We start from the raw sequence: 19,078 nt of genomic DNA, 5'->3' as shown, positions 1-19,078 counted from the left end.
GGTACGTGTGGGGGTGGGTGTCGGTGTGGGTGTCGGGGTCGGCGGCGCGGGGGGCCGCACCGGCACCACGGTCCGGGCGGAGTTGTCCCCCGGCCGCGGGTCGATCACGCTGCCGGCGACCGACCAGTCGATGGGCTGGTCACCGGTCACGTTCCCGGTGACGGTCACGGTGACCGGAACCGTCGTGCCGGGTGGCACCACCCCGAGGTCGCACTGGAGCGCGGCCGCGTCGCAGGTGCCGCCCGGGTACGTGACCGCGGTGACGGTCACCCCGGCCGGCGGTGCCATGGTCAGCCGGGTGCCGGGGGAGGCGGCCGGGCCGTTGTCGACGACGTCGACCTTCAGATCCGTGGACTTGCCGACGGTCACCGGGGGTGTCGTACCCGGCGCGCGCACCGTCAGGTCCACCGACTGCTCGACGCCGGGTTCCTTCTGCCGGCCCGGCAACTCGGTGGTGAGCGGGGTGATGTGACCGGTCGCCACGGTCAGCACGTACAGGTTCTCGGGGCAGTCGACCGGCGCGTCGTCCCGCGCGCTGAAGACGATCCGGGAGCCGTCCGCCGTCCAGGCCGCGTCGCGCGGCTGGTGCGGTCCGGTGACCGTGGTGTCGGGCAGCTGCCGACGGCAGGCGTCCGCGCTGCCCCGTGCCGCCGCGGGCAGCAGCACCTGGCAGCTGTCGCCGGACACGGAGGTCAGCACCAGGCCGTTGCGCTCGTCGACGAGGCCGCCGCCGTTCTTGCGGTTGAAGGCGATCGAGCGGCCGTCGGGGGAGAAGGCGGGACTGTCGTCGATGACCGAGCAGTTCCCGGGGCAGTTCGCCGCGCTGAGGTCCTTCTGCTGGTTCAGGTCGCCGACCGGCACGGTCCAGATGTGCTTGTCGCCGCCCTTGCCGTCGATCACCGCGTCACGGGTGAAGGCGAGCAGGGTGCCGTCCGGTGACCAGGTGGGCTGGGCGTCGCCGCCGTTCTGCTGCCCGGCCGGCGGGACCACCTCGTGCACGATCGCGCCCGTGGCGGCGTCGGCGATCAGGATGCGGCCGGGACCGGACGCGGAGCCGACCCCGCCCGGTGAAGTCCTGGTGAAGGCGAGGTACTTGCCGTCCGGCGAGAACGTCGGGTCGGTGTCCCAGTCCCGCGGCCCCCGCCCGGCCAGCGGCATCACCTTCTGGTCGAGACCGTCGGCGTCCGTCGTCCAGATCCGCTCGATCCGTCCCTCGCCGCCGTCCTCGAACCGGGTCACCACGATCCGGCGGCCGTCCGGTGTGTAGTTCTGCCGCTCCGTCCACGGGTCGTACCCGGCGGCCGGCTGGAACAGCGGGTCCTTCGCCGGATCGGTGTTGGTGCCGGCCGCCGGGTCCTCCTGGAGCACCGGCACCCCGAGATCGCGCGGGTCGGAGCCGTCCGTCCGTACGTCCTGCAAGGTCGCCACCCGCTGGTCGGGCGTCGCGTCCACGCCCTTCACGACCGGTGCGGGCTCCGAGAGCCGGTCCACCACCGGGTAGCCCCCGTCCGGCGGGCCCACCCAGGTCACCGAGGAGAGGTCACGGTTCTCGCTGAGCACCAGTTGCGGGTCCTGGTCCACGTTCGGCGGGGCCCGCCACACATGGTTCCAGTCGCCCTCGCAGGTGCAGGTGTGGTTGGTGCTGAGGAACAGCACGCCGTTCCCGTCGGGCATCCAGGCTGCCCCATGGGTCCGCCACTGCGCCGCCGTGCCCGCGAGCAGCGGCTGGTCCCCGTCCGGGCGGCCGAGCTCCCGCAGCCGGGGCCCGGTCCCGGCGTCGGCGGTGTACGTGTACGCGAGCAGGTCCCGGTGCGCCGCGTCGTTCACCGGGTTGAACGCCGGCTCGGTCGCCTTGCCGCCGAGCGTCCCGGTGAGCGCGGTGGCGGTGCCCCCGGCCAGCGGGCGCACATAGATCTGGGTCCCGGTGGCCGCGTCCGGGTCCGCGCTGTAGGCCAGCCGCTGCCCGTCCGCCGACACGGTCGGGCTCTGCTCGTCGTACGGCGTGTCGGTCAGCCGGGTCAGACCGGTGCCGTCGGTGCGCACCAGCCACAGATCGCGCTGCTTCCTGCCGTCGGGGCCGCCCGGCTCCGCGGAGTCGAACACCACGGAACCACCGTCCGGGGTCAGCCGGGGATGTGCCGCGTCCCGGCCGCTGGTCAGCTTGCGCACCGAGCCGTCCGGCGCCCGCAGATAGATCTGCGGCCGCTTGTCGTCGCGGCGGCTCGCGAACACGAGCGTGTCGCCGAGCGCCGTCGCCTGCACGTCGTAGTGCGCCGGGCCCGCGCCGAACAGCGGAGCGCTGGTCTCGGTGTCCGTGACCCGGCCCAGGCTCCGGTGGCCGGTGCCCGCGAAGGTCACCCGCGCGGGCGCGGTGGCCGCGGCCGTCGGCCGGACCGGGTCCGCGCCGCTCGGTCCCGAGGCCGCGGTCACCGCGAACAACGGGACCAGCAGCAGCAACGAGGCGCCGAGTCTCCCCAGCCGGCGCTGCCCGCCGGGGCCAGCGGTGCCGTTCACGGTCCACCTCGCAGTCTCGGTACACATGGGTGCGCCCCGCCACTGTGCGCCGTCGGCGAGCCCCGCGGCAGGGCACCGGGGACTCTCCCGGGGGAACGTCCCGTTGCGCTTTCGGGCAGCCCCCGGGTGCCCGGACAGCCCTCGGCCCGGTTCATCGGTCCCCCGTCAGATCAGACCGTTGCGCAGCGCGTACCCCACCGCGTGTGCCCGGTTGCGCAGTTGGAGCCGCGTGGTCACCTCGTGCAGCACGTTCTTGACGGTCCGTTCGGAGTACGACGTCTTCTCCGCGATCTCCGAGGTGTCCAGCCCCTCCGCCACCAGGCGCAGCATGTCCGCCTCGCGCGCGGTCAGCGTGGACAGCGAGAGGCCGCGCGGGTCGAGCGCCGAGCGCTGGAGGCTGCCGACATGGCTGAGCAGCTTGCCCAGCAGATCGCCGGGCAGCACGCCCTCGCCCTTGGCCAGCGCCAGGACCAGGTGCAGCAGCCGGTCCTGGTCCGCCTCGGAGCGCCGCAGCACCGCGCCCACCCCGCACTCGATCACCCTTTGCAGCGCGGCCGGTTCGAAGGAGCCCACCACCAGCCCGGTGCGGGTGGCGGTGTTGCGCTGGAGCCGTTGCAGCAGGGCCGTCACCTCGTCGTCCACGGTGTCGACGACCACGAGCGAGATCTGCGCCCCGTCCGCGTCCTTGTCGGAGAGCAGCTCCAACTCCGGTCGCTGGCGCAGCTGCTGGATGATGCCGATGTGCAGGACGAGATCCTGGGCGTAGACGGCCACGGTCACCCGGTCCGGGCGGCCGACGGAGGCGGGCGATGTCCCGCCGGGCATCTGGACGATCATGAAAGTACTTTCTTTCGCAAGGCCGGACATGATGGCGTTGTTCAGGACGCGGCTCGGGCGACGGCGGTGGCGCCCGGGTCGGTGGGACGGAGAACATGTAGCCTTCAGGGCGTCAGCACCCGTACTGCTGCGCGAACTTGACCTTGGCCGCGGCGGGCACGTCGTCTGCCCGTGAGTTGCCCCCGCATCTCTCGTGGTGACCTGGGTACGGCTCTAACGTCGTGGCGTGACGCCATCTGCAGCCTCTTCCGGACCCGGCGCCCCCGGCCTCGACATCCCGGCCGTGTCGGTGACCCCGGGCGGCACCGCCACCACCAGCCTGACCGTGCGCAACGACAGCGACATCGTCGAGGCCTACACGCTGGAGGTGGTGGGCGACTGCGCGCCCTGGGCGACCGTGGAACCCGCACGCATCTCGCTCTACCCCGACACCTCCGAGACGGTGACCATCAGTCTGGCCCCTCCCCGCTCGCCCGAGGTCCGGGCCGGCGATGTGCCGCTGGGCGTGCGCGTGCTGCCCGCCGAGCACCCCGAGTCGGTCACCGTGCCCGAGACGACGGTGCACGTCGAGGAGTTCCACGAGCTGCGGACCGAGATCCTCCCGCGGCGCAGGCGCGGCTGGCTGCGCGGCCGATACCGGCTGGCGGTGCGCAACGAGGGCAACACCTCGACGCGGATCTCCTTCCGGCCCGAACAGGCCGGTGAGGAACTGCGGTTCGGGTTCGTCCCGGCCGGCCTGGAGCCGGCGCCGGGCGAGTCGGCGGAGACCCGGCTGCGGGTGCGCACCGGCAAGCCGGTGTGGTTCGGCAAGCCCGCCGTGTGGCCGTTCACCGTGCACACCACCGACGGTGCGGCCGAGGCGCGGGCGGAGGCGGGCGGGCACCCCGTGACGTACGTACGGCCCCCGCTGGAGGCCGAGTTCGTCCAGATCCCCGTCTTCCCGAAGTGGCTGCTGGCGCTCCTCGCGGCCATCCTCGCCCTGCTGCTCGCCTGGTTCGCGCTGGTGCGCCCGGCGGTGCGCAGCGCGGCCCGGCAGGCCGCCGACGAGGTGGTCCAGCCGCGGCCCACCCCCGGCGGCGGCAAGAACGGACAGTCGCCGGGCACGGGCACGGGCACGGGCACGGGCAAGGAACAGGGCGGCACCGGACCGGGCGTGTCCTCGGGCGGCGGCCCCGGCGGCACCGGCGCCTCGGGCGGCGGCGAGCAGAGTTCGGCCACCATCGACGTGCAGACGGCCGGCGGGCAGGTCAAGACCGGCAGCTATACGGTCCCGCAGGGCAAGGTGTTCGGCGTCACCGACATCGTGGTCGCCAACTTCCAGGGCGACGAGGGGGTCATGACGATCAGCTTCGGGGACCGGAAGATCACCACGATCGCGCTGGAGACGTTCCGCAATCAGGACTACCACTGGGTCACCCCCATCGAGATCCCCGCGAACGCCACCGTCACCGCGAACGTGACCTGTGCGAAGCCGGGCACCCCGGCCACGGGCCGGCAGGCACAGCAGTGCCACGAGGTCCTGAACGTGAGCGGCGAACTCGCGAACACCGCACGATGAAGTGGCTTTTCTGAAAATAGTTCGCCTGGTGTGGCCTGTGTGGGAAGGGGAGACTTTTACTCCGTCCGAAAACCGATACCGGGCCGAACCGTGCATGAAATGTGCAGGTCAGTGCGGATGGCCAGGAACTTCACGGCCGTACGAGAGCGGGACCGGGGTCCACGGCGCCACCCGGCCCGGGTGGAATGGCCTGTTCCCTACCGTGCATGTGGGGGACGGGTGTGAAAGGGGGCGCGCAGACGCCCGCGCGCCCGCGCGCGGGCCCCTGGGCGCGGCGGGAGTGCCCTTCCCGGCGGCATGAGGGTGGCCTCCGCCGCACCGCGGAGCTGCCCTCCCGTGCGCGCCGAAGGGCGCCCTGCGGGCAACATCCCCGGTCAGGCGCCCTTCCCTTCGCGAGGCGCTACGGGCGGCGCCTGCGCTCCGACGTCCGGGTCGCGGACTCGACCTCCTCCGTCACGGTGTCCATCCCCTCCCGCACGGTGTCCATCCCCTCCGCATCCAGGACGTGATCGCCGTACAGGTCCTGGAGCCAGTTGGTCTGGTAGACGGTGTCGAGGTAGCGCTCGCCCATGTCGGGCGCGATGGCGACCGCGGACAGTCCGCGGGCGTCGTTCCGGGCGAGCCAGTCGGTGGCCCCGCTGACGACGGTCCCGGTGGAGCCGCCGAACAGGAAGCCGCGGCGGGCCATCCGGTGGCACATGCGGATGGTGTCCGCCTCCTCCACCCGGATCACCTCGTCCACGACGGACTCGTCCAGCAGCGGCGGGCGCATGCTCATGCCCAGGCCCGGGATCATCCGGCGGCCCGGCTCGCCGCCGAAGGCCACCGAGCCCACGCTGTCCACGGCGACGACGCGCACCGGCCGGTGCCACTGCCTGAACCAGCGGGCGCAGCCCATCAGGGTGCCGGTGGTGCCGGCCCCGATGAACACCACGTCCAGGTCCGGGAACTGCTGGGCGATCTCCGGGGCCGTGGTGCGGTAGTGCGCCCGCCAGTTGCCCGCGTTGGTGTACTGGCTCAGCCAGACGTACCGTTCGTCGGACGCGCACAGCTGGCGCACGTACTCGATCCGCGTGCCCAGGAAACCGCCGTTGGAGTCCTGGTCGGCGATGATGTGCACCTCGCTGCCGAGCGCCTCCATCAGCAGTCTGGTCGACAGGTTGCAACGGGAGTCCGTCACACACAGGAACTGGTAGCCCTTGCTGGCGGCGATCATGCTGAGCGCCACGCCGAGGTTCCCGGAGGAGGACTCGACGAGGATGGACTCCGGCTTCAGGAGTCCGTCCCGCTCGGCGCTCTCCACCATCTCGTTCGCGGCCTTCAGCTTGATGGAGCCGGCGAAGTTGAAGCCCTCGCACTTGAGATGGAGGGGTTGTCCGCAGATCGACTCCAGGTCGACGAAGAGATGGCCCTCGTTGAAGGCATGGGGAGCGGTAATGACAGGCACGGCGGACCTCCTGGTGCCGGGCCGAGGACGGGCCTCAGCCGTACCGGCGCAGGTCGTGGAAGAAGTCGTCGATGAGGCGGAGGCTGCCCGCCCGGGAAACCTCGTCGTAGACGTACTTGCCGACGGCGAGATCGAGGACACCGAGTCCGAAGGGCGAGAAGACCACCGGCCGGTCGGTCGGCGGCGCGGCCCGCCCCTGGAGCACGTCGTTGAGCGTGCCGTTGAGGAAGTCGCGGTCACCGGTGAGCTGTTCGACCAGGTGGGGTGAGGTGTCGGCCTTCAGGCAGTGCTCGACGTCGTCGACGAAGTTGGCGGCGCCCAGCAGGACTTCGGGGGCCAGGTCCCGCAGCGACACGTGCAGGACGAGGGGGTTGTGATCGAACCAGGCCGGATCGGTGACATGCGGCTTGCCGGCGACCGTGGCGAAGACCACGAGATCGCTGGAACGGATCAGGCCCTCGGCACTGTCGTGCACGGTGACCTGACCGCCCGCACCGCTCGGGCGCAGATAGCCCCGGAAGCCCTCGGCGCTGTCGGCGGACACGTCGTGCACGCCGATCTCGTCGAACTCCCAGCCGGTGCCGGCCAGGAAGGTGTGGATGTACCGGGCGATCAGCCCCGTGCCGAAGAAGCCGATCCGCGCGGGCCGGGCGGGCCGGCCGCGGCTCAGCCAGTCGGCCGCGAGCGCCGCGGACGCGGCGGTCCGGGTGGCGCTGATGATGGAGCTCTCCAGACAGGCGAACGGATAGCCGGTCTCCGGGTCGTTGAGGATCAGCACCGCGGAGGCCCGCGGCAGCCCGGAGCGCACGTTGTCCGGGAAGCTGGAGATCCACTTCAGGCCGTCCACGTGCACCGAACCGCCGATGGAGGCCGGCAGCGCGATGATCCGCGAGTCGGGACGGTCCGGGAAGCGCAGGAAGTACGACGGCGGGTTCACCGAGTCCCCGGCGCCGTGCAGCCGGTAGGTGGCCTCCACCAGCGCCACCAGCTCCCGCTCGCGCCCGGTCAGCGCTTGCTGCACCTGTTGTCCGGAGAGCACCGAGAACGTCGGCACCGAGGGTCCGCCCGCCGCCCGCTCGGCGGTTGTCGTCAGCAGATCGCTCATCGCTCGCTCGCCTCCGGGGTCGGGCGGCCGTCGGCGAGCCGGAGCGGCTCCGCCATGCCCACCAGTACCTGCCGTTCGCCGCCGAACGGCTCCCGGCTGTGGGCGGTGGAGATGTTGTCCACGAGCAGCAGATCCCCGGCCTGCCAGGGCTCGCGCCGGGTGTGTGCCTCATAGGTGGAGTTGAGCAGTTCGACCACCTCCTCGCCGATCGGGGTGCCGTCCCCGTAACGGGTGTTGAACGGCAGCCCGTCCTCGCCGTACATGTCCACCAGGTACTCGCGCACCTCCGGGGACAGCGTCCACTCGTTGAGGAACGCGATCTGGTTGAACCAGCAGCGCCGGCCCGTGACCGGATGCCGTACCACGGCGCTGCGCCGCTGCTCCGTGTGGAGCGAGCCGTCCGCCCGCCAGGTGAACTCGATGGCGTTCGCCCGGCAGTAGCGCTCGATCTCCTCGCGGTCCTCGGTGCCGAACGACTCGGCCAGCGAGGCCCCGATCTCGTCGTTGTAGCTGCGGGTCAGCAGCCAGCCCTCGCGCTCGAACCGCTCGGTCAGCGAGGCGGGCAGCGCGTCGAGCACCTCCCCGGCGTCGGCCACCGCCGTCGCCCCGCCCTCCGTGGCCGCGGTCAGGCAGGCGAACAGCATCAGGGAGGGTACGTCCAGTGTGTAACTCAACTCATGGTGCATGCACATCGGCTGGTTGGCCGGCCACGGCGTGGCGGAGCAGACCCCGGGCGCGAGGGTCTCGCGGGGTGCGAACGCCTCACGCTCCGCCATGAGTTCACCGGTGATCCTGGCGAAGACGGCACCGACCTGGTCCGCGTCCCGCAGACCCAGACCGCGGACGAGCAGCGCCCCGTGCTCGGTCACCAGCGCGCGCAGCGCCTCGCGGTGCCCGCCCGCCCAGTTCGGGGCGTCGCCCCGGGAGTCGACGCGCAGCAGCGCCGGTCTGTGCGGCCGCAGCTCCACCTCGAGCGGCGCTGCCAGGGATGAGAACGGCATCTCGGTTTCCTTTCGGTTGCCCGTCTGGAGGATCCGCGTCGCTCAGGACGTGGTCAGGGGTACGGCGGTCCGCAGCACGGCCCGCGCCGCCTCGGCCGGCCGGGTGCGGGGGAAGTAGTGGCCGCCGTCGGCCAGTTCGTGCAGTTCCACCTGGTCGGCCAGCAGCAGCCAGTCCCGGTGGCGCTCGGTCGCGCCCGCGGTGTGCGGGTCGTCGGCCGCGACGACCACCGTGAGCGGCGCGGCCAGCTTGGCCGGCGGCGACTGGAGGGCCGCGCGGAGGTAGCGGTGCGCGGCCACGCAGTCGTGCCGGTAGGCGGCGCCGATGTGCTCGGCGTGCGCCTCGTTCAGCTCCGCGAGCTCGGTGTAGCCGCTGTCCGCGGTGAGCCGGGCCGCGATCTCCGCGTCCCCGAGTCCGGTCAACTCGGTTACGGCGCGCCCTCGTTCGTCGGCGGTGCCGAGGAGCTGGGCGCCGACGAACACCCGGGTGACCCGCACCCCGCGCTCGGCGAGCCGTCGGGCCGTCTCGATCGCGGGCGCCGCCCCCGAGGAGTGGCCCCACAGCGTCACCCGGGTCAGGCCGCGCGCGACGATCTCCGCGGCGACCTGCTCGGCCACCTGCGCGATGGAGACGAACGGCTCTTGGTGCGCGGCCAGATCGTGGCCGGGCAGATCCACCGCGAGGACCGTGAGCCCGCTGCCGGCCAGCGCGCTCGCCATCGGCTGGAAGTTGACCGCGTTGCCCCCCGCGTACGGGAAGCACACCAGTGCGCCCTCGGCCGCGCCGTCGCCCTCCGCGAGCGGCTGGAGCAGCTCGCCGTGCTGCCGGGTCGCGCCGTCCAGCAGCGCGGCCAGGTCGGCGAGGACCGGGTGCCGGGTGATGTCCTTGAGGGACACCGCCCGCTCCAGCGCGATGCTGAGCTTGACCGCGGTCAGCGAGGTGCCGCCGGAGTCGAAGAACTGGTCCGAGCGGCGCACCTGTTCAGCCGGCACGCCCAGCACCAGCGCCCAGGCCGCGGCGAGCCGCCGCTCGGCCGGACCGAGCGGGACGTCCCCCGCCGCGCTCTCCTCGGCGGCCGGCGCGGCCGCCGACGCCAGCGCGGTGAGCGCCTTGCGGTCGATCTTCCCGTTGGCGGTCAGCGGCAGGGCCTCCTGCCAGTGGAAGGCCGAGGGGACCATGTAGGCGGGCAGCACCGCACCGAGCGCCTCGCGCAGCTCGCGCGCCGGCCGGGGCGCGCCCGAGCAGAAGGCGATCAGATGCCTGCTGCCGCCGCCCCGCTCGGTGACCACCACCGCCGCGTCCCGCACCCCGGCCACCCGCAGCAGCGCGTTCTCGATCTCCCCGATCTCGATGCGGAACCCGCGGATCTTCACCTGGTTGTCCCGGCGGCCCAGGAACTCCAGCTTGCCGTCCGGGTGCCAGCGCCCCCAGTCACCGCCCAGATACAGCCGCTCACCGGGCCGGTACGGGTCCGTGCGGTACGCCTCCCGGGTGCGCTCCGGATCGTTGACGTACCCCCGGCCCACACAGACGCCGGAGAACGCGATCAGGCCGGGCGCGCCCAGCGGCACCAGCGACAACCGTTCGTCCACGACGTAGACGCGTACGTTGTTCACCGCCCGCCCCAGCAGCACCCGCTCCGGCACCCGGTCCAGGAGCTCGTGATTGGTGTCGTCCGACGTCTCGGTCAGGCCGTAGGCGTTGAGCAGCCTGATGTGCGGCTCGATGGCGAACCAGCGCTGCGTCAGCTCCCGCTTCAGGGCCTCGCCGGTCACCGACACACAGCGCAGGTCGGGAAGTTCGCGCGGCCGCTGTTCCAGATAGGAGACCACGACCTCCAGATAGGAGGGCACCAGCTGCGCCACCGCGACCCGCCCGTCGGCCAGCGTGCCGACGAAGCGTTCCACGTCGGTGATCTCGTCCTGCCCGATCAGGAGGGTCCGCCCGCCCACCAGCAGCGCGGACACCAGCTGCCACAGCGAGATGTCGAAGCACTGCGGCGCCGTCTGCGCCACCACGGAGCCCTCGCCGATACCCAGGTCGTCGATCTTGGCGAAGAGGTGGTTGAGCAGTCCCGCGTGTTCGCACATCGCCCCCTTCGGCTCACCCGTCGACCCGGAGGTGAAGTAGATGTACGCCAGCTGGTCCGCCTCGACGCGCACATGGAGGTCGTCCTCGGTGTGCGGCCGCGCGTACGCCTCCTCGACCAGCAGCCGCTCCGCGCCGGCCACCGACGTCAGCGCCTCGTCCAGGGTGGCGGTGCTGCCGGACTCGGTCAGCACCAGCCGGCAGCCGGCCCGCGACAGCGTCGCCGCGATCCGCCCGGCCGGGAAGTGCGGCTCGATCGGCAGGTAGACGCCGCCCGCCTTGAACACCGCGAGCGTCGCCGCCGGCCAGTCGAGGCCGCGCTCCATGACGACGGCGACCACGTCCTCCCGGCCGACGCCCCGCTCGACGAGCGCCCGCGCCAGCCGGTTGGCCCGCCGGTTCAGCTCGTCGTACGTCCACTCCCGCCCGCCCTGGACGACCGCCACCGCGTCCGGATGCGTCCGCACCCGCTGCTCGAACAGCTCGTGCGCCCGTGCCTCGGGCAGCGGCCGGTGCGGACCGGCCAGCCCCTCCAACTGCTCGTGCACCTCGTCGTCCGACAGCAGGCTCCGCGCGTCGTGGTCGGCGTCCGGGTCCGCGGCCAGCAGCCCGAGGGCCGTGAGGTGGTAGCCGCCGATCCGGGCCGCCGCGGCGGCGTCCAGGACGTCCTCGCGGTACCCGAGGCGCAGCAGCAGCCGGCCGCCCCGGTCCGACCAGCGCACCCGCAGGACACCGTCGTCGGCGTGGTTCTCGTCGGCCCCGATGGGCCCGAACACCACCTGGTACGGAGGCTCGGTCAGCCCGAGTTCGCGGCGCAGCTTCTCCACCGGGAACTCCCGGTGCGCCAGTACCTCCGCCTCTGCGTGCTCGGCCGCCGCCGCCAGCTCCCGCCAGGAGCCGGGACGGACGGTCAGCCGGCAGGGCAGCGGTTCGCCGCGCACCCCGGTGGTGTAGCCGGTGACCACGTCCGGCTCCCCGGACAGCGTGGCCAGCACCTTGGCGTGTGCCGCGAGCAGCAGCGCGCTGACCGGCACCCCTCGGCGCCCGACCAGCTCGCGCACCGACCGCGCCACCTCGTCCGGCACCGGCATCTCGTGCTCGGCCGACCCGGGAGCAGGCTCCCGGACCCAGCGCGGCACCGAGGTGACACCGCCTGCGGTCAGCACCCGCTGCCAGAACTCCCGGTCCGCTTCCACGCGCGTTCCCATCGAATGGCCTTCCTCAACTCACGGTCGCCGCGGAGGCGCCTGCTGTAGCGGCGGTCGGTGCGGGGCTGCCGGGCGGACCGCCGGCCACCGGCATCTCCACCGCCGGATTGCCGCCCCACCGCGCGTGCGGGGGCACTTCCTCGCCCTTCATGAGGAAGGAGTCGGAGACCAGCTCCGAACCCTCGCCCATCGTCACGCCGTAGTGGACATGGGCGGAGACACCCAGCGTGGTACCGGCTCCGAGCCTGATGTAGTCAGACTTGAAGGTGCCGTCCTCCTGCGAGTGGCACTGGATCTTGCTGCCCGCGTTGAGGGTGCACTCGTCGCCGATGACCGCGAGGGTCCGGTCGGTGATGTAGCAGCCGTCGTCGAACACCATGCGGCCCACGCGCACACCCATCAGCCGCCAGACCAGGCTCTTGAAGGGGGTGCCGTTGAAGATGTTGAGCCACTGCGACGGCACCTTCCACAGGCGCTCGATCCGCCAGAAGTCCCGGTCGTAGATGGAGCACAACTGGGGCCGCAGACCGCGGAATCCGGTCATGCAGCGCTCCAGCAGGATGTAGTACGCGGTGGAGAAGGCGAGGGTGATCGCCAGATAGGCCCCTATCACCACATGGCCCGCCATGCCGTACAGGTCCACCGTGGCGAGCGCGAACACGGTGAGCACGAAGACGTGCAGCCAGCGGGCGAGCAGCCACCAGGCCATCGAGCGCAGGTTGTAGTGGTTCTTCGCCCGCAGCCGCGTGCTCAGTTCCTCGCCCGCGCGCAGATGGTCGAAGCGGGCGTCGCGGTCGACCGAGCGCGGGATCTCGAAGCACGGGGAGCCGAGCAGCCCCACGCCCTGTCTGATCTCGCCGTCCAGCGGGATCATCACCTTGGTCGCCAGCAGGCAGTTCTCGCCCGTCCTGCCGCCCGCCGGATAGGCGATGTTGTTGCCGAGGAAGTTGCGCGGTCCGATCGACACCCGCGACAGCCGGAACGACGTGCTCGAATAGTCCGCGTTCAGCACGGACAGCCCGTCGGCCACCATGGTGCCGCTGCCGACCGAGACCAACAGCGGCGTCTCGTGCTGCACTTCGGTGCCGAAGTTCGAACCGGTCTGCTCGACGTGCGACAGGTCGTACCCGAGGCCGCGCAGATAGTGCACGACGAACGAGCTGTCACCGAACAGCCAGGCGTAGAACTTGACGTTCGTCAGACGGGCCGTCATGCGGTGCAGCGCGTAGTGGAAGCCGTAGAGCGGATAGACCCGGTCGGTCCGGACGAGCAGGTGCAGCAGCCTGGGCAGCGTGTACAGGACGACGAGACCCACGACGATGAAGCCGAGGAACAGCGCGAGGGAGAGCAGCAGCGAGTCGGCGAGCAGCCGGTCCGGCGCCAGGTCGTCGGTGTCCGGGTCGAGGCGATCGCCGATCGCCGGTACCGCCGTGAACAGCATGTACATCCCGCCGACCACCAACGGAATGTAGAGGAAGACCAGTTGGAGCAGGTTCCCGAGGCCGAAACAGGCCCGGCGCAGGGTGCCGCACCGGGCGGGCGGCACGCGCAGGTAGTCGGTCCCGGCCGGCTCCGCGGGGGAGCCGTGCCAGCGCTCGCCCGCCGGTACCGCCTGGCCGCGGTGCAGCGCCGAGGCGTGCCCGAGCTGCGACCCGTCGCCCATCGAGGTGTCGATGTCCAGCGTGGTCTTCTCCCCGATGAACACGCCTTCGCCGAGGGTGATCCGGCCGGTCTGGATGCGGCCCTGGTGCGCCCGGTAGCCGAGGATGAAGGAGTCCTTGCGGATCACCGTCCCGGCGCCGATCGTCACCAGGTCGGGGCAGACCGGCAGGGTGTGCGAGAGGATCGTGACCCCCCTGCCGATCCGGGCGCCGAGGGCCCGCAGGTACAGCACGTACAGCGGGGTGCCGGCGAAGAGGACCATCGGGTTCGCGTGCAGCAGCGCCTTCACCAGCCAGAAGCGCGTGTACGCGAGGCCCCAGACGGGGAAGTCGGCCGGTTTCGCGCGGCCGACGAGCAGCCACTTGGCGATGACCGGGAAGACGCACAGGGCGATGAACCCGGCGCCGCCGAAGAGCAGTGACCGCAGGTAGATGTCTGCGACCCCGTTGCCGTCGGCGACCCACTCGTAGCCGGTGCCGGTGACCAGGCCGGAGGCGAACGAGTAGGCGAGGAAGGCCAGCAACTGGAAGGTCCCGCACAGGAGATGGCTCAGCCGGCTGGTGCGCGGCAGGGGCGCGGGGGGCGCTGCGGGCGCCGGGGCCGCGGGTGCCGCCGCGGTGCCCGCGGCCTCGTCCGGCGGGGGAGCGGCCGGGGCGAGGGCTCCGGCGAGGTCCCGGATGGTGGGGTACCGGTAGATGTCCCGCATGGACGGGGACGGCAGGTCGGGCCGCTTTCGCACCCGTGCGCAGAACTGGGCCATGACCAGGGAGTTGGCGCCGAGGTCGGTGAAGAAGTGGCTGTCCACGGGGACCCGCTCACTGCCGACCACCTCGGCCAGCGCGGCCGCGAGTCCGCTCTCGGTCTCGGTTCTGTCCGGGCCGGCACCGCTCAGAGTGAGGGCGGCTGCGTCCGGCCCGCTTATATCGATCTCGGAAGACTGCTCCACCATTCGATCTCCTCGAGAACGTTCTGGATCGCTGATGCACATTCCTGATCACGAACCGCCAATTCAGTGTGGACAGGGCACCGTAAGCCTGTCACTTCGAACCAATAGCCCGACTCGCCGGAATTGCCCGACGGGGCCGTGATCCTTGGGCGCCCCGGGCCGGAGGCCGCTGTGGATCACCCGTTTGGCGGTTCACTCGTGCGGCAGCGTCGGGGGTCCGGGCGGGCGTTCGCCGGGAGTTCGCCAGGGGTCAGCCGGGGTCCGCCGGAGGTTCGCCGAGGTTCACCGGGGTTCGTCGGAGGCGAAGGGCCCGCGAGGGCGGGGGCGTCGTGCGAGGAGGCCCCCTGGGGGCGGGGTGTGTCGGGGTCAGTACCGAAGCGCGGTGCCGACGTCCGCCCGTACCTCGCCGTGCAGCTTGCGGTTGCCGCGCGCGGTGCCGCGGCCCGAGGCGTGCGCGGCCACGTTGTCGACCGTCAGTACGACGACGTCGAGCAGATTGCCGCCGCCGTCCGTGAAGTTGACCTGGACGGCGAAGGACTTGGCGGAGGAGGCGGTGTTCCTCACGGTCACCGAGGTGGTGGCCCGGCCGTCGCCGTCGAGGGTGACGGCGCCGAGGCTCACCTGGTCCTTGGCGTTCAGGCCGCCCTTGGCCTCGGCGAGCCTGCGGCCGGCCTCCGCCGTGGCCGAGGCGAGCGCGTCACCGCCCCGGGAGGCGAGCGAGGCGGCGGCGGACGCGGCCGAGGCCGCCTGCTCGGCGGGAGTGGGAGAGTTCTGCGAACCGCCGCCGCAGCCGGCGGCCGACATCATGACCAGGGCCAGTACCGCGCCCGACGCACCCCGTCTCCCGAGCCCTGCCATGTGTGACTCCCATACCCTCGCTGCGATTCGTTCCCCTCAGTGAAGGGTGGGCGGCCACACCCCGCACACCGGGTGCGACACCCGGGCCACACAGGCACCCGAAAGGCCCCCGGCGCGCCGCTGAACAGGGGATGTGCCCGGTGTGGACGCCCTCGCCGGGCGGGCCGGCGCACTCTGACGGATAGTGGTGGGGGGACCGGGTCCCCGGCAGCACCCGTCTTGGCGTCTTGGCACAGGAGGCCCTATGCGCGCTTCACGGCCGCTGGCCGCGCTCACCGGTTTCGCGTTGCTCGGCATCGCGCTCACCGCCTGCCAGGACCAGGCGTCCGGTCAGATCGTGGCACGGAACAACGGACGGGTCGTGCAGACCCTCAGCAACCCCCCGGTCAAGGGGTGCCACCGCTTCCCCCAGGGCATCACCCACGTGACCAACTACACCCAGAGCAGCCTGCGCCTCTACACGACCGCCGACTGCACCGTGCCCGCGGGTGGCGCGTACGACTTCCTGGACATCGGCGCGTCGGACCAGGTGGTGCGGGCGACGGGACTGTGGAACAGCTTCGACTTCGCGCCGTACTGAGGGGCGTGGCGGTCCGAGCCACCGGCACGTGGGGCCTCCTGACCGGCCGACGACGGCGCATCACCGGGCCTTCCCCCGACGCACCGCGAGCCGCTCACGAGCATCGGCACACGTCCCCGCACCTGCCACGCGCGCCGCAGCGTCCCTCCCGGGAACCCCGGGCGAAGCCATTCACACAGGGGGCATGACGGCCTTCCAGCCCCAGTCCTCGCCACCGTCCCCCTGCATCATCCGACTCATCGCTCCATGGGCCCCGCGCTCACACCTTCCCCCCGATCGCGCCACCATGGGCAAGGACTTCCGGTCCGCTGGAGGACGGTTCCGGCTCACGTGGCGCCGACCCATGCGCGTGCCCCTGTCCCTTGTCCGTCCGCCCTCTCTCACTGCCGGATTGTCGATACGATTGCTCTTATGGCGAGTTGGGGGAGTGCTGGGTGGAGCCGTTGATCGACTTGGTGTTCTCGGCGGTCGGCACGGTCGCCTCCGGCGCGCTGTCCGGAGCGGGTGGCGAGGTGGGCAGGCGGATCTCGGAACGGCTGCACGCCCTGCTCGGCAGGGCGGGATCCCAGCAGGGTGCCTCATCAGGTCAGCAGGTCCTCGTCCTGCCCGTCACCGAGCGTGAACGCAGGGCCGTCGCGTTACAACTCGTCGAACTCGCGCACAGTTCGCCGGAGTCAGCCCACGAGGTCAGGGAATGGGTGCGCGAGGCATCCTGGCTGGCGCCACGTCAGATGCCGGCCACAGCCCCTGGCGCATTGCGCCCCGAAATGTTGCCGCCCGCGACCGCGGCGTTCACCGACCGCGAGGAGGTGCTCGCCTGGATCGAGGGACTGCTGGACGACGCCGAGCGCGCACCCGGCGCACCGGTCGTCGCCACCCTCACCGGGCCGGGCGGCATCGGCAAGACCGCCACCGTCGTACGGTGCGCGCACGAGCTGCGAGCGAGGTTCCCGGACGGGGTCCTGTTCGTCGATCTGGCCGGTGCGACTGTCGGCACCGCCCTCACGCCCTCCGAGGCGCTCGTCCGTTTCCTGGAGAGCCTCGGAGCCGGCACCATTCCCGGCGACGAGACACGGCAGCGGGACCTGTTCCGAGGCTTCACGGCCGGCCGACGCATGATCGTCGTACTGGACAACGCGTTGGACGACGCGCAGGTGCTTCCTCTGCTGCCCGCCGCGCCCGGGTCCCTCGTCCTGGTGACCAGCCGGCACCGCCTCGGCCGGCTCGTGGCCGAACACGGCGCGCACCCCTTCACCCTGCGGCCGCTGTCGACCACGGACTCCGTCCTGCTGCTTCGCCGTGTCGCCGGGCGAAGCCGGTCGGCAGCCCCGGAGGAGGTCGTCCGGGCCGTCGCGGAGGGCACCGGCGGCATCCCGCTCGCGGTATGCACCACCGGCGCCGGACTCGCCGTCCGCGAGCACCTCTCCTGGGGCCGTGTGGCGCGCGGACTCTCCGACCGGATCAACGGCACGGAGCGGACAGGAGTCCCCATGGGAGACACCGACCCGTACGGCCCCGCCGACCCCGTCCGGCTCGCCCAGGACGTGTCCTACGGCGAACTCAGCTCCGAGTGCGCTGCGTTCTACCGCGCGCTGGCGGTCTGGCCCTGGCCGACCGTGAACCTCCTGTGTGCCGCGCACGCAGCCGGTGTCGAGGAGGCCCAAGCACGGGACATGCTGGAGCAGTTGGCCCGTGTCCATCTGGTGGAGGAGATCGCAGAGGAGCGCTACCGCTTTCACGACCTGGCCCGTGCCCACGCCCGTGAGCTGGCGGTTGCCGAGGACGGGGAACGACGGATGCGTGAGGCGGTCCGCCGGGTGGCGGTCGCATATCTGAGGTTCGCGGCGGCCGCGGATCTGCGGGTGATCCCGCACCGCTGGCACCTCGGCCCCGTCTACGACCGTCTGACCGTGCCGCGGCACGTCGAACCGGGCGACAGCGCGGAGGCGTTGGAGGAGCTGCGCGCCGAGCGGGAGAACCTCGCCGCCGTCATCCACGCGGCCGAGCACCATGGCTACGACGACCTCGTGTGGCAGCTGTGCGAGGCGATGTGGAGCCTGCACCTGCGGCTCGGCTTCCACGCACAGTGGATCGAGACGCATCTGCGCGGGGTCGATGCCGCCCGACGTGGCGCCGAGGAGTTCGGCGACCGGCGCGCGGTGGGGCGGATACTGGTCCAACTGGCATTCGCCTACATGGGAGTCGGCGACGCCGACAAGGCGGAGGAGGCTCTGGAAGCAGCTGTCACCGCCGACCAGGCATGCGGCCATCTCCGTGGCCAGGCGACCGCCCTGGAGGCACTCGGACTGCTGCGCCTCAAGCTGTGGCGTCACGGCGAGGCGCGCCATGCCTTCGAGGAGGCTCTGCGCGTACTGGGTGGTATCCGAGAGGGCGAAGACGGATGGCGGGATGTTCCCCGCGCCACCGCCCTACTGGCGCACCACACCGGCCGCGCCCTCGTCCAGGGGGGTGATTTCCGAACCGCCCTGCAGAAGTTGAACGATGCCCTCGTTTGCTTCCGCACTCTGCCCGACGGCGCGGACACCTACAACGAGGGACGCGTCTACATGAGTCTGGGCGAGGCCCACCTCCGCGCGGGCGATCCCGAACTCGCGCTCGTCTGTCTGGACAGGGCCGTCGAGATCATGACCGCCGAGGGCGCGGGCCTCCAACTCGCCGACGCACTGGAACAGCGGGCCGAGGGCCATCAGCGCGCCGGGCACCCGGAGGAGGCCGCAGCGGATCTCCGGGCCGCCGCCGCGCGGTACGAGAAGCAGGAGAACATGTCCGGCGCGGAGCGGGTGCGGGAGCGCCTCGCCGCGATGGAGGGCTGAGGGGCGAGGCTACGTCGGACGTGAGGGCAGACGTTCGATTGTCACCCGACCGTTCACGGTGCCTGCGCGGACCCTCAGTTCATTTGAGTCCTCGCGGAGTTCGCGGCCGCTGCTGAGCCAGGTGCGGAGGTCACGTCGTGCGCTACGAGCGGCCCCCTGACCAGTCGACTCGGCGAACCGCGGCATCCGAGTGGATCGATGCCGCGTCCCCGGGACGCACCACCGAGTCCCTGGATGGTCATGGACGGCACGGGCCGCCCTGCTCGACCTGGTCACCGTAATGCTCGACGGAGCAGAACGGAGCAGAGCCGGGGCGGGTGGGGGCGAGGGACGGGGTGGTGGGGTTCGTCGAGAGCCGCGTCGGTGACAGTGTTCCGCTCGTCTTCGACCGGCATGCGGACAGGCCCCTGCTGTGCCGTCCGTGCAAGCTCCTCACGCCGGA

Annotated in this window: 11 protein-coding genes; 3 read left to right on the top strand and 8 right to left on the bottom strand. The window is 71.9% G+C overall.

Annotated elements, in window-relative coordinates; translation table 11 throughout:
• Both VT52_RS33580 and VT52_RS33575 read right to left on the bottom strand, forming a co-directional pair.
• Window positions 1–2,514, bottom strand: a 2,514-nt coding sequence (locus VT52_RS33580; protein ID WP_240509993.1) for a TolB family protein, incomplete at its 3' end; no start/stop codon positions are given.
• Window positions 2,515–2,679: 165 nt separating this feature from the next.
• Window positions 2,680–3,351: a helix-turn-helix transcriptional regulator gene (locus VT52_RS33575; RefSeq protein WP_240509992.1), complete on the bottom strand. Its 672-nt coding sequence runs from the start codon at window positions 3,349–3,351 to the stop codon at window positions 2,680–2,682.
• 226 nt (window positions 3,352–3,577) lie between these two features.
• Between VT52_RS33575 and VT52_RS33570 the strand changes: the two genes are divergently transcribed.
• Window positions 3,578–4,909: a COG1470 family protein gene (locus VT52_RS33570; protein WP_240509991.1), complete on the top strand. Its 1,332-nt coding sequence runs from the start codon at window positions 3,578–3,580 to the stop codon at window positions 4,907–4,909.
• A gap of 400 nt (window positions 4,910–5,309) precedes the next feature.
• On the opposite strand, the gene sbnA is transcribed toward VT52_RS33570, so the two are convergent.
• The 6 genes from sbnA to VT52_RS33540 form a co-directional block, all read right to left on the bottom strand.
• Window positions 5,310–6,356, bottom strand: a complete 1,047-nt coding sequence (sbnA, locus tag VT52_RS33565; protein ID WP_046417388.1) for a 2,3-diaminopropionate biosynthesis protein SbnA — start codon at window positions 6,354–6,356, stop codon at window positions 5,310–5,312.
• 34 nt (window positions 6,357–6,390) lie between these two features.
• Window positions 6,391–7,461 (bottom strand): 2,3-diaminopropionate biosynthesis protein SbnB, encoded by a 1,071-nt coding sequence (gene sbnB, locus VT52_RS33560; RefSeq protein ID WP_046417389.1) that lies wholly within the window; start codon window positions 7,459–7,461, stop codon window positions 6,391–6,393.
• The gene (locus tag VT52_RS33555; RefSeq protein WP_046417391.1) at window positions 7,458–8,462 is read right to left on the bottom strand and encodes a TauD/TfdA family dioxygenase; all 1,005 of its coding nucleotides are present in this window, start codon (window positions 8,460–8,462) and stop codon (window positions 7,458–7,460) included. Before VT52_RS33555 ends, sbnB begins: the two co-directional genes overlap by 4 nt.
• A 42-nt stretch (window positions 8,463–8,504) precedes the next feature.
• Complete coding sequence (locus VT52_RS33550) at window positions 8,505–11,756, bottom strand: non-ribosomal peptide synthetase (protein ID WP_046417392.1); 3,252 nt, start codon at window positions 11,754–11,756, stop codon at window positions 8,505–8,507.
• 13 nt (window positions 11,757–11,769) lie between these two features.
• Window positions 11,770–14,367 (bottom strand): Pls/PosA family non-ribosomal peptide synthetase, encoded by a 2,598-nt coding sequence (locus VT52_RS33545; protein ID WP_046417394.1) that lies wholly within the window; start codon window positions 14,365–14,367, stop codon window positions 11,770–11,772.
• Between the two features lie 363 nt (window positions 14,368–14,730).
• Window positions 14,731–15,222, bottom strand: coding sequence for a hypothetical protein (locus VT52_RS33540; RefSeq protein WP_053055425.1), 492 nt, complete (start codon window positions 15,220–15,222; stop codon window positions 14,731–14,733).
• 244 nt (window positions 15,223–15,466) lie between these two features.
• Here VT52_RS33540 and VT52_RS33535 point away from each other — a divergent pair, with 244 nt between their 5' ends.
• Window positions 15,467–15,802: a hypothetical protein gene (locus tag VT52_RS33535; protein ID WP_046417395.1), complete on the top strand. Its 336-nt coding sequence runs from the start codon at window positions 15,467–15,469 to the stop codon at window positions 15,800–15,802.
• A 434-nt stretch (window positions 15,803–16,236) separates the two neighbouring features.
• On the top strand, window positions 16,237–18,636 hold the full coding sequence (locus VT52_RS33530; protein WP_063888334.1) for a tetratricopeptide repeat protein: 2,400 nt from the start codon (window positions 16,237–16,239) through the stop codon (window positions 18,634–18,636).
• Window positions 18,637–19,078: the final 442 nt, after the last annotated feature.

Source organism: Streptomyces malaysiense, assembly GCF_000980885.2.
Taxonomy (GTDB): domain Bacteria; phylum Actinomycetota; class Actinomycetes; order Streptomycetales; family Streptomycetaceae; genus Streptomyces; species Streptomyces malaysiense.
Note: the sequence above shows the minus strand (reverse complement) of the source record. Positions and strands in the feature narration are given on the sequence as shown.

Bases quoted from the DNA above. Each gene is read 5' to 3' on its own strand.
- VT52_RS33575 (WP_240509992.1), bottom strand. From the start codon at position 3,351: ATGATCGTCCAGATGCCCGGCGGGACATCGCCCGCCTCCGTCGGCCGC.
- sbnB (WP_046417389.1), bottom strand. From the start codon at position 7,461: ATGAGCGATCTGCTGACGACAACCGCCGAGCGGGCGGCGGGCGGACCC.
- VT52_RS33555 (WP_046417391.1), bottom strand. From the start codon at position 8,462: ATGCCGTTCTCATCCCTGGCAGCGCCGCTCGAGGTGGAGCTGCGGCCG.
- VT52_RS33550 (WP_046417392.1), bottom strand. From the start codon at position 11,756: ATGGGAACGCGCGTGGAAGCGGACCGGGAGTTCTGGCAGCGGGTGCTG.
- VT52_RS33545 (WP_046417394.1), bottom strand. From the start codon at position 14,367: ATGGTGGAGCAGTCTTCCGAGATCGATATAAGCGGGCCGGACGCAGCC.
- VT52_RS33540 (WP_053055425.1), bottom strand. From the start codon at position 15,222: ATGGCAGGGCTCGGGAGACGGGGTGCGTCGGGCGCGGTACTGGCCCTG.
- VT52_RS33535 (WP_046417395.1), top strand. From the start codon at position 15,467: ATGCGCGCTTCACGGCCGCTGGCCGCGCTCACCGGTTTCGCGTTGCTC.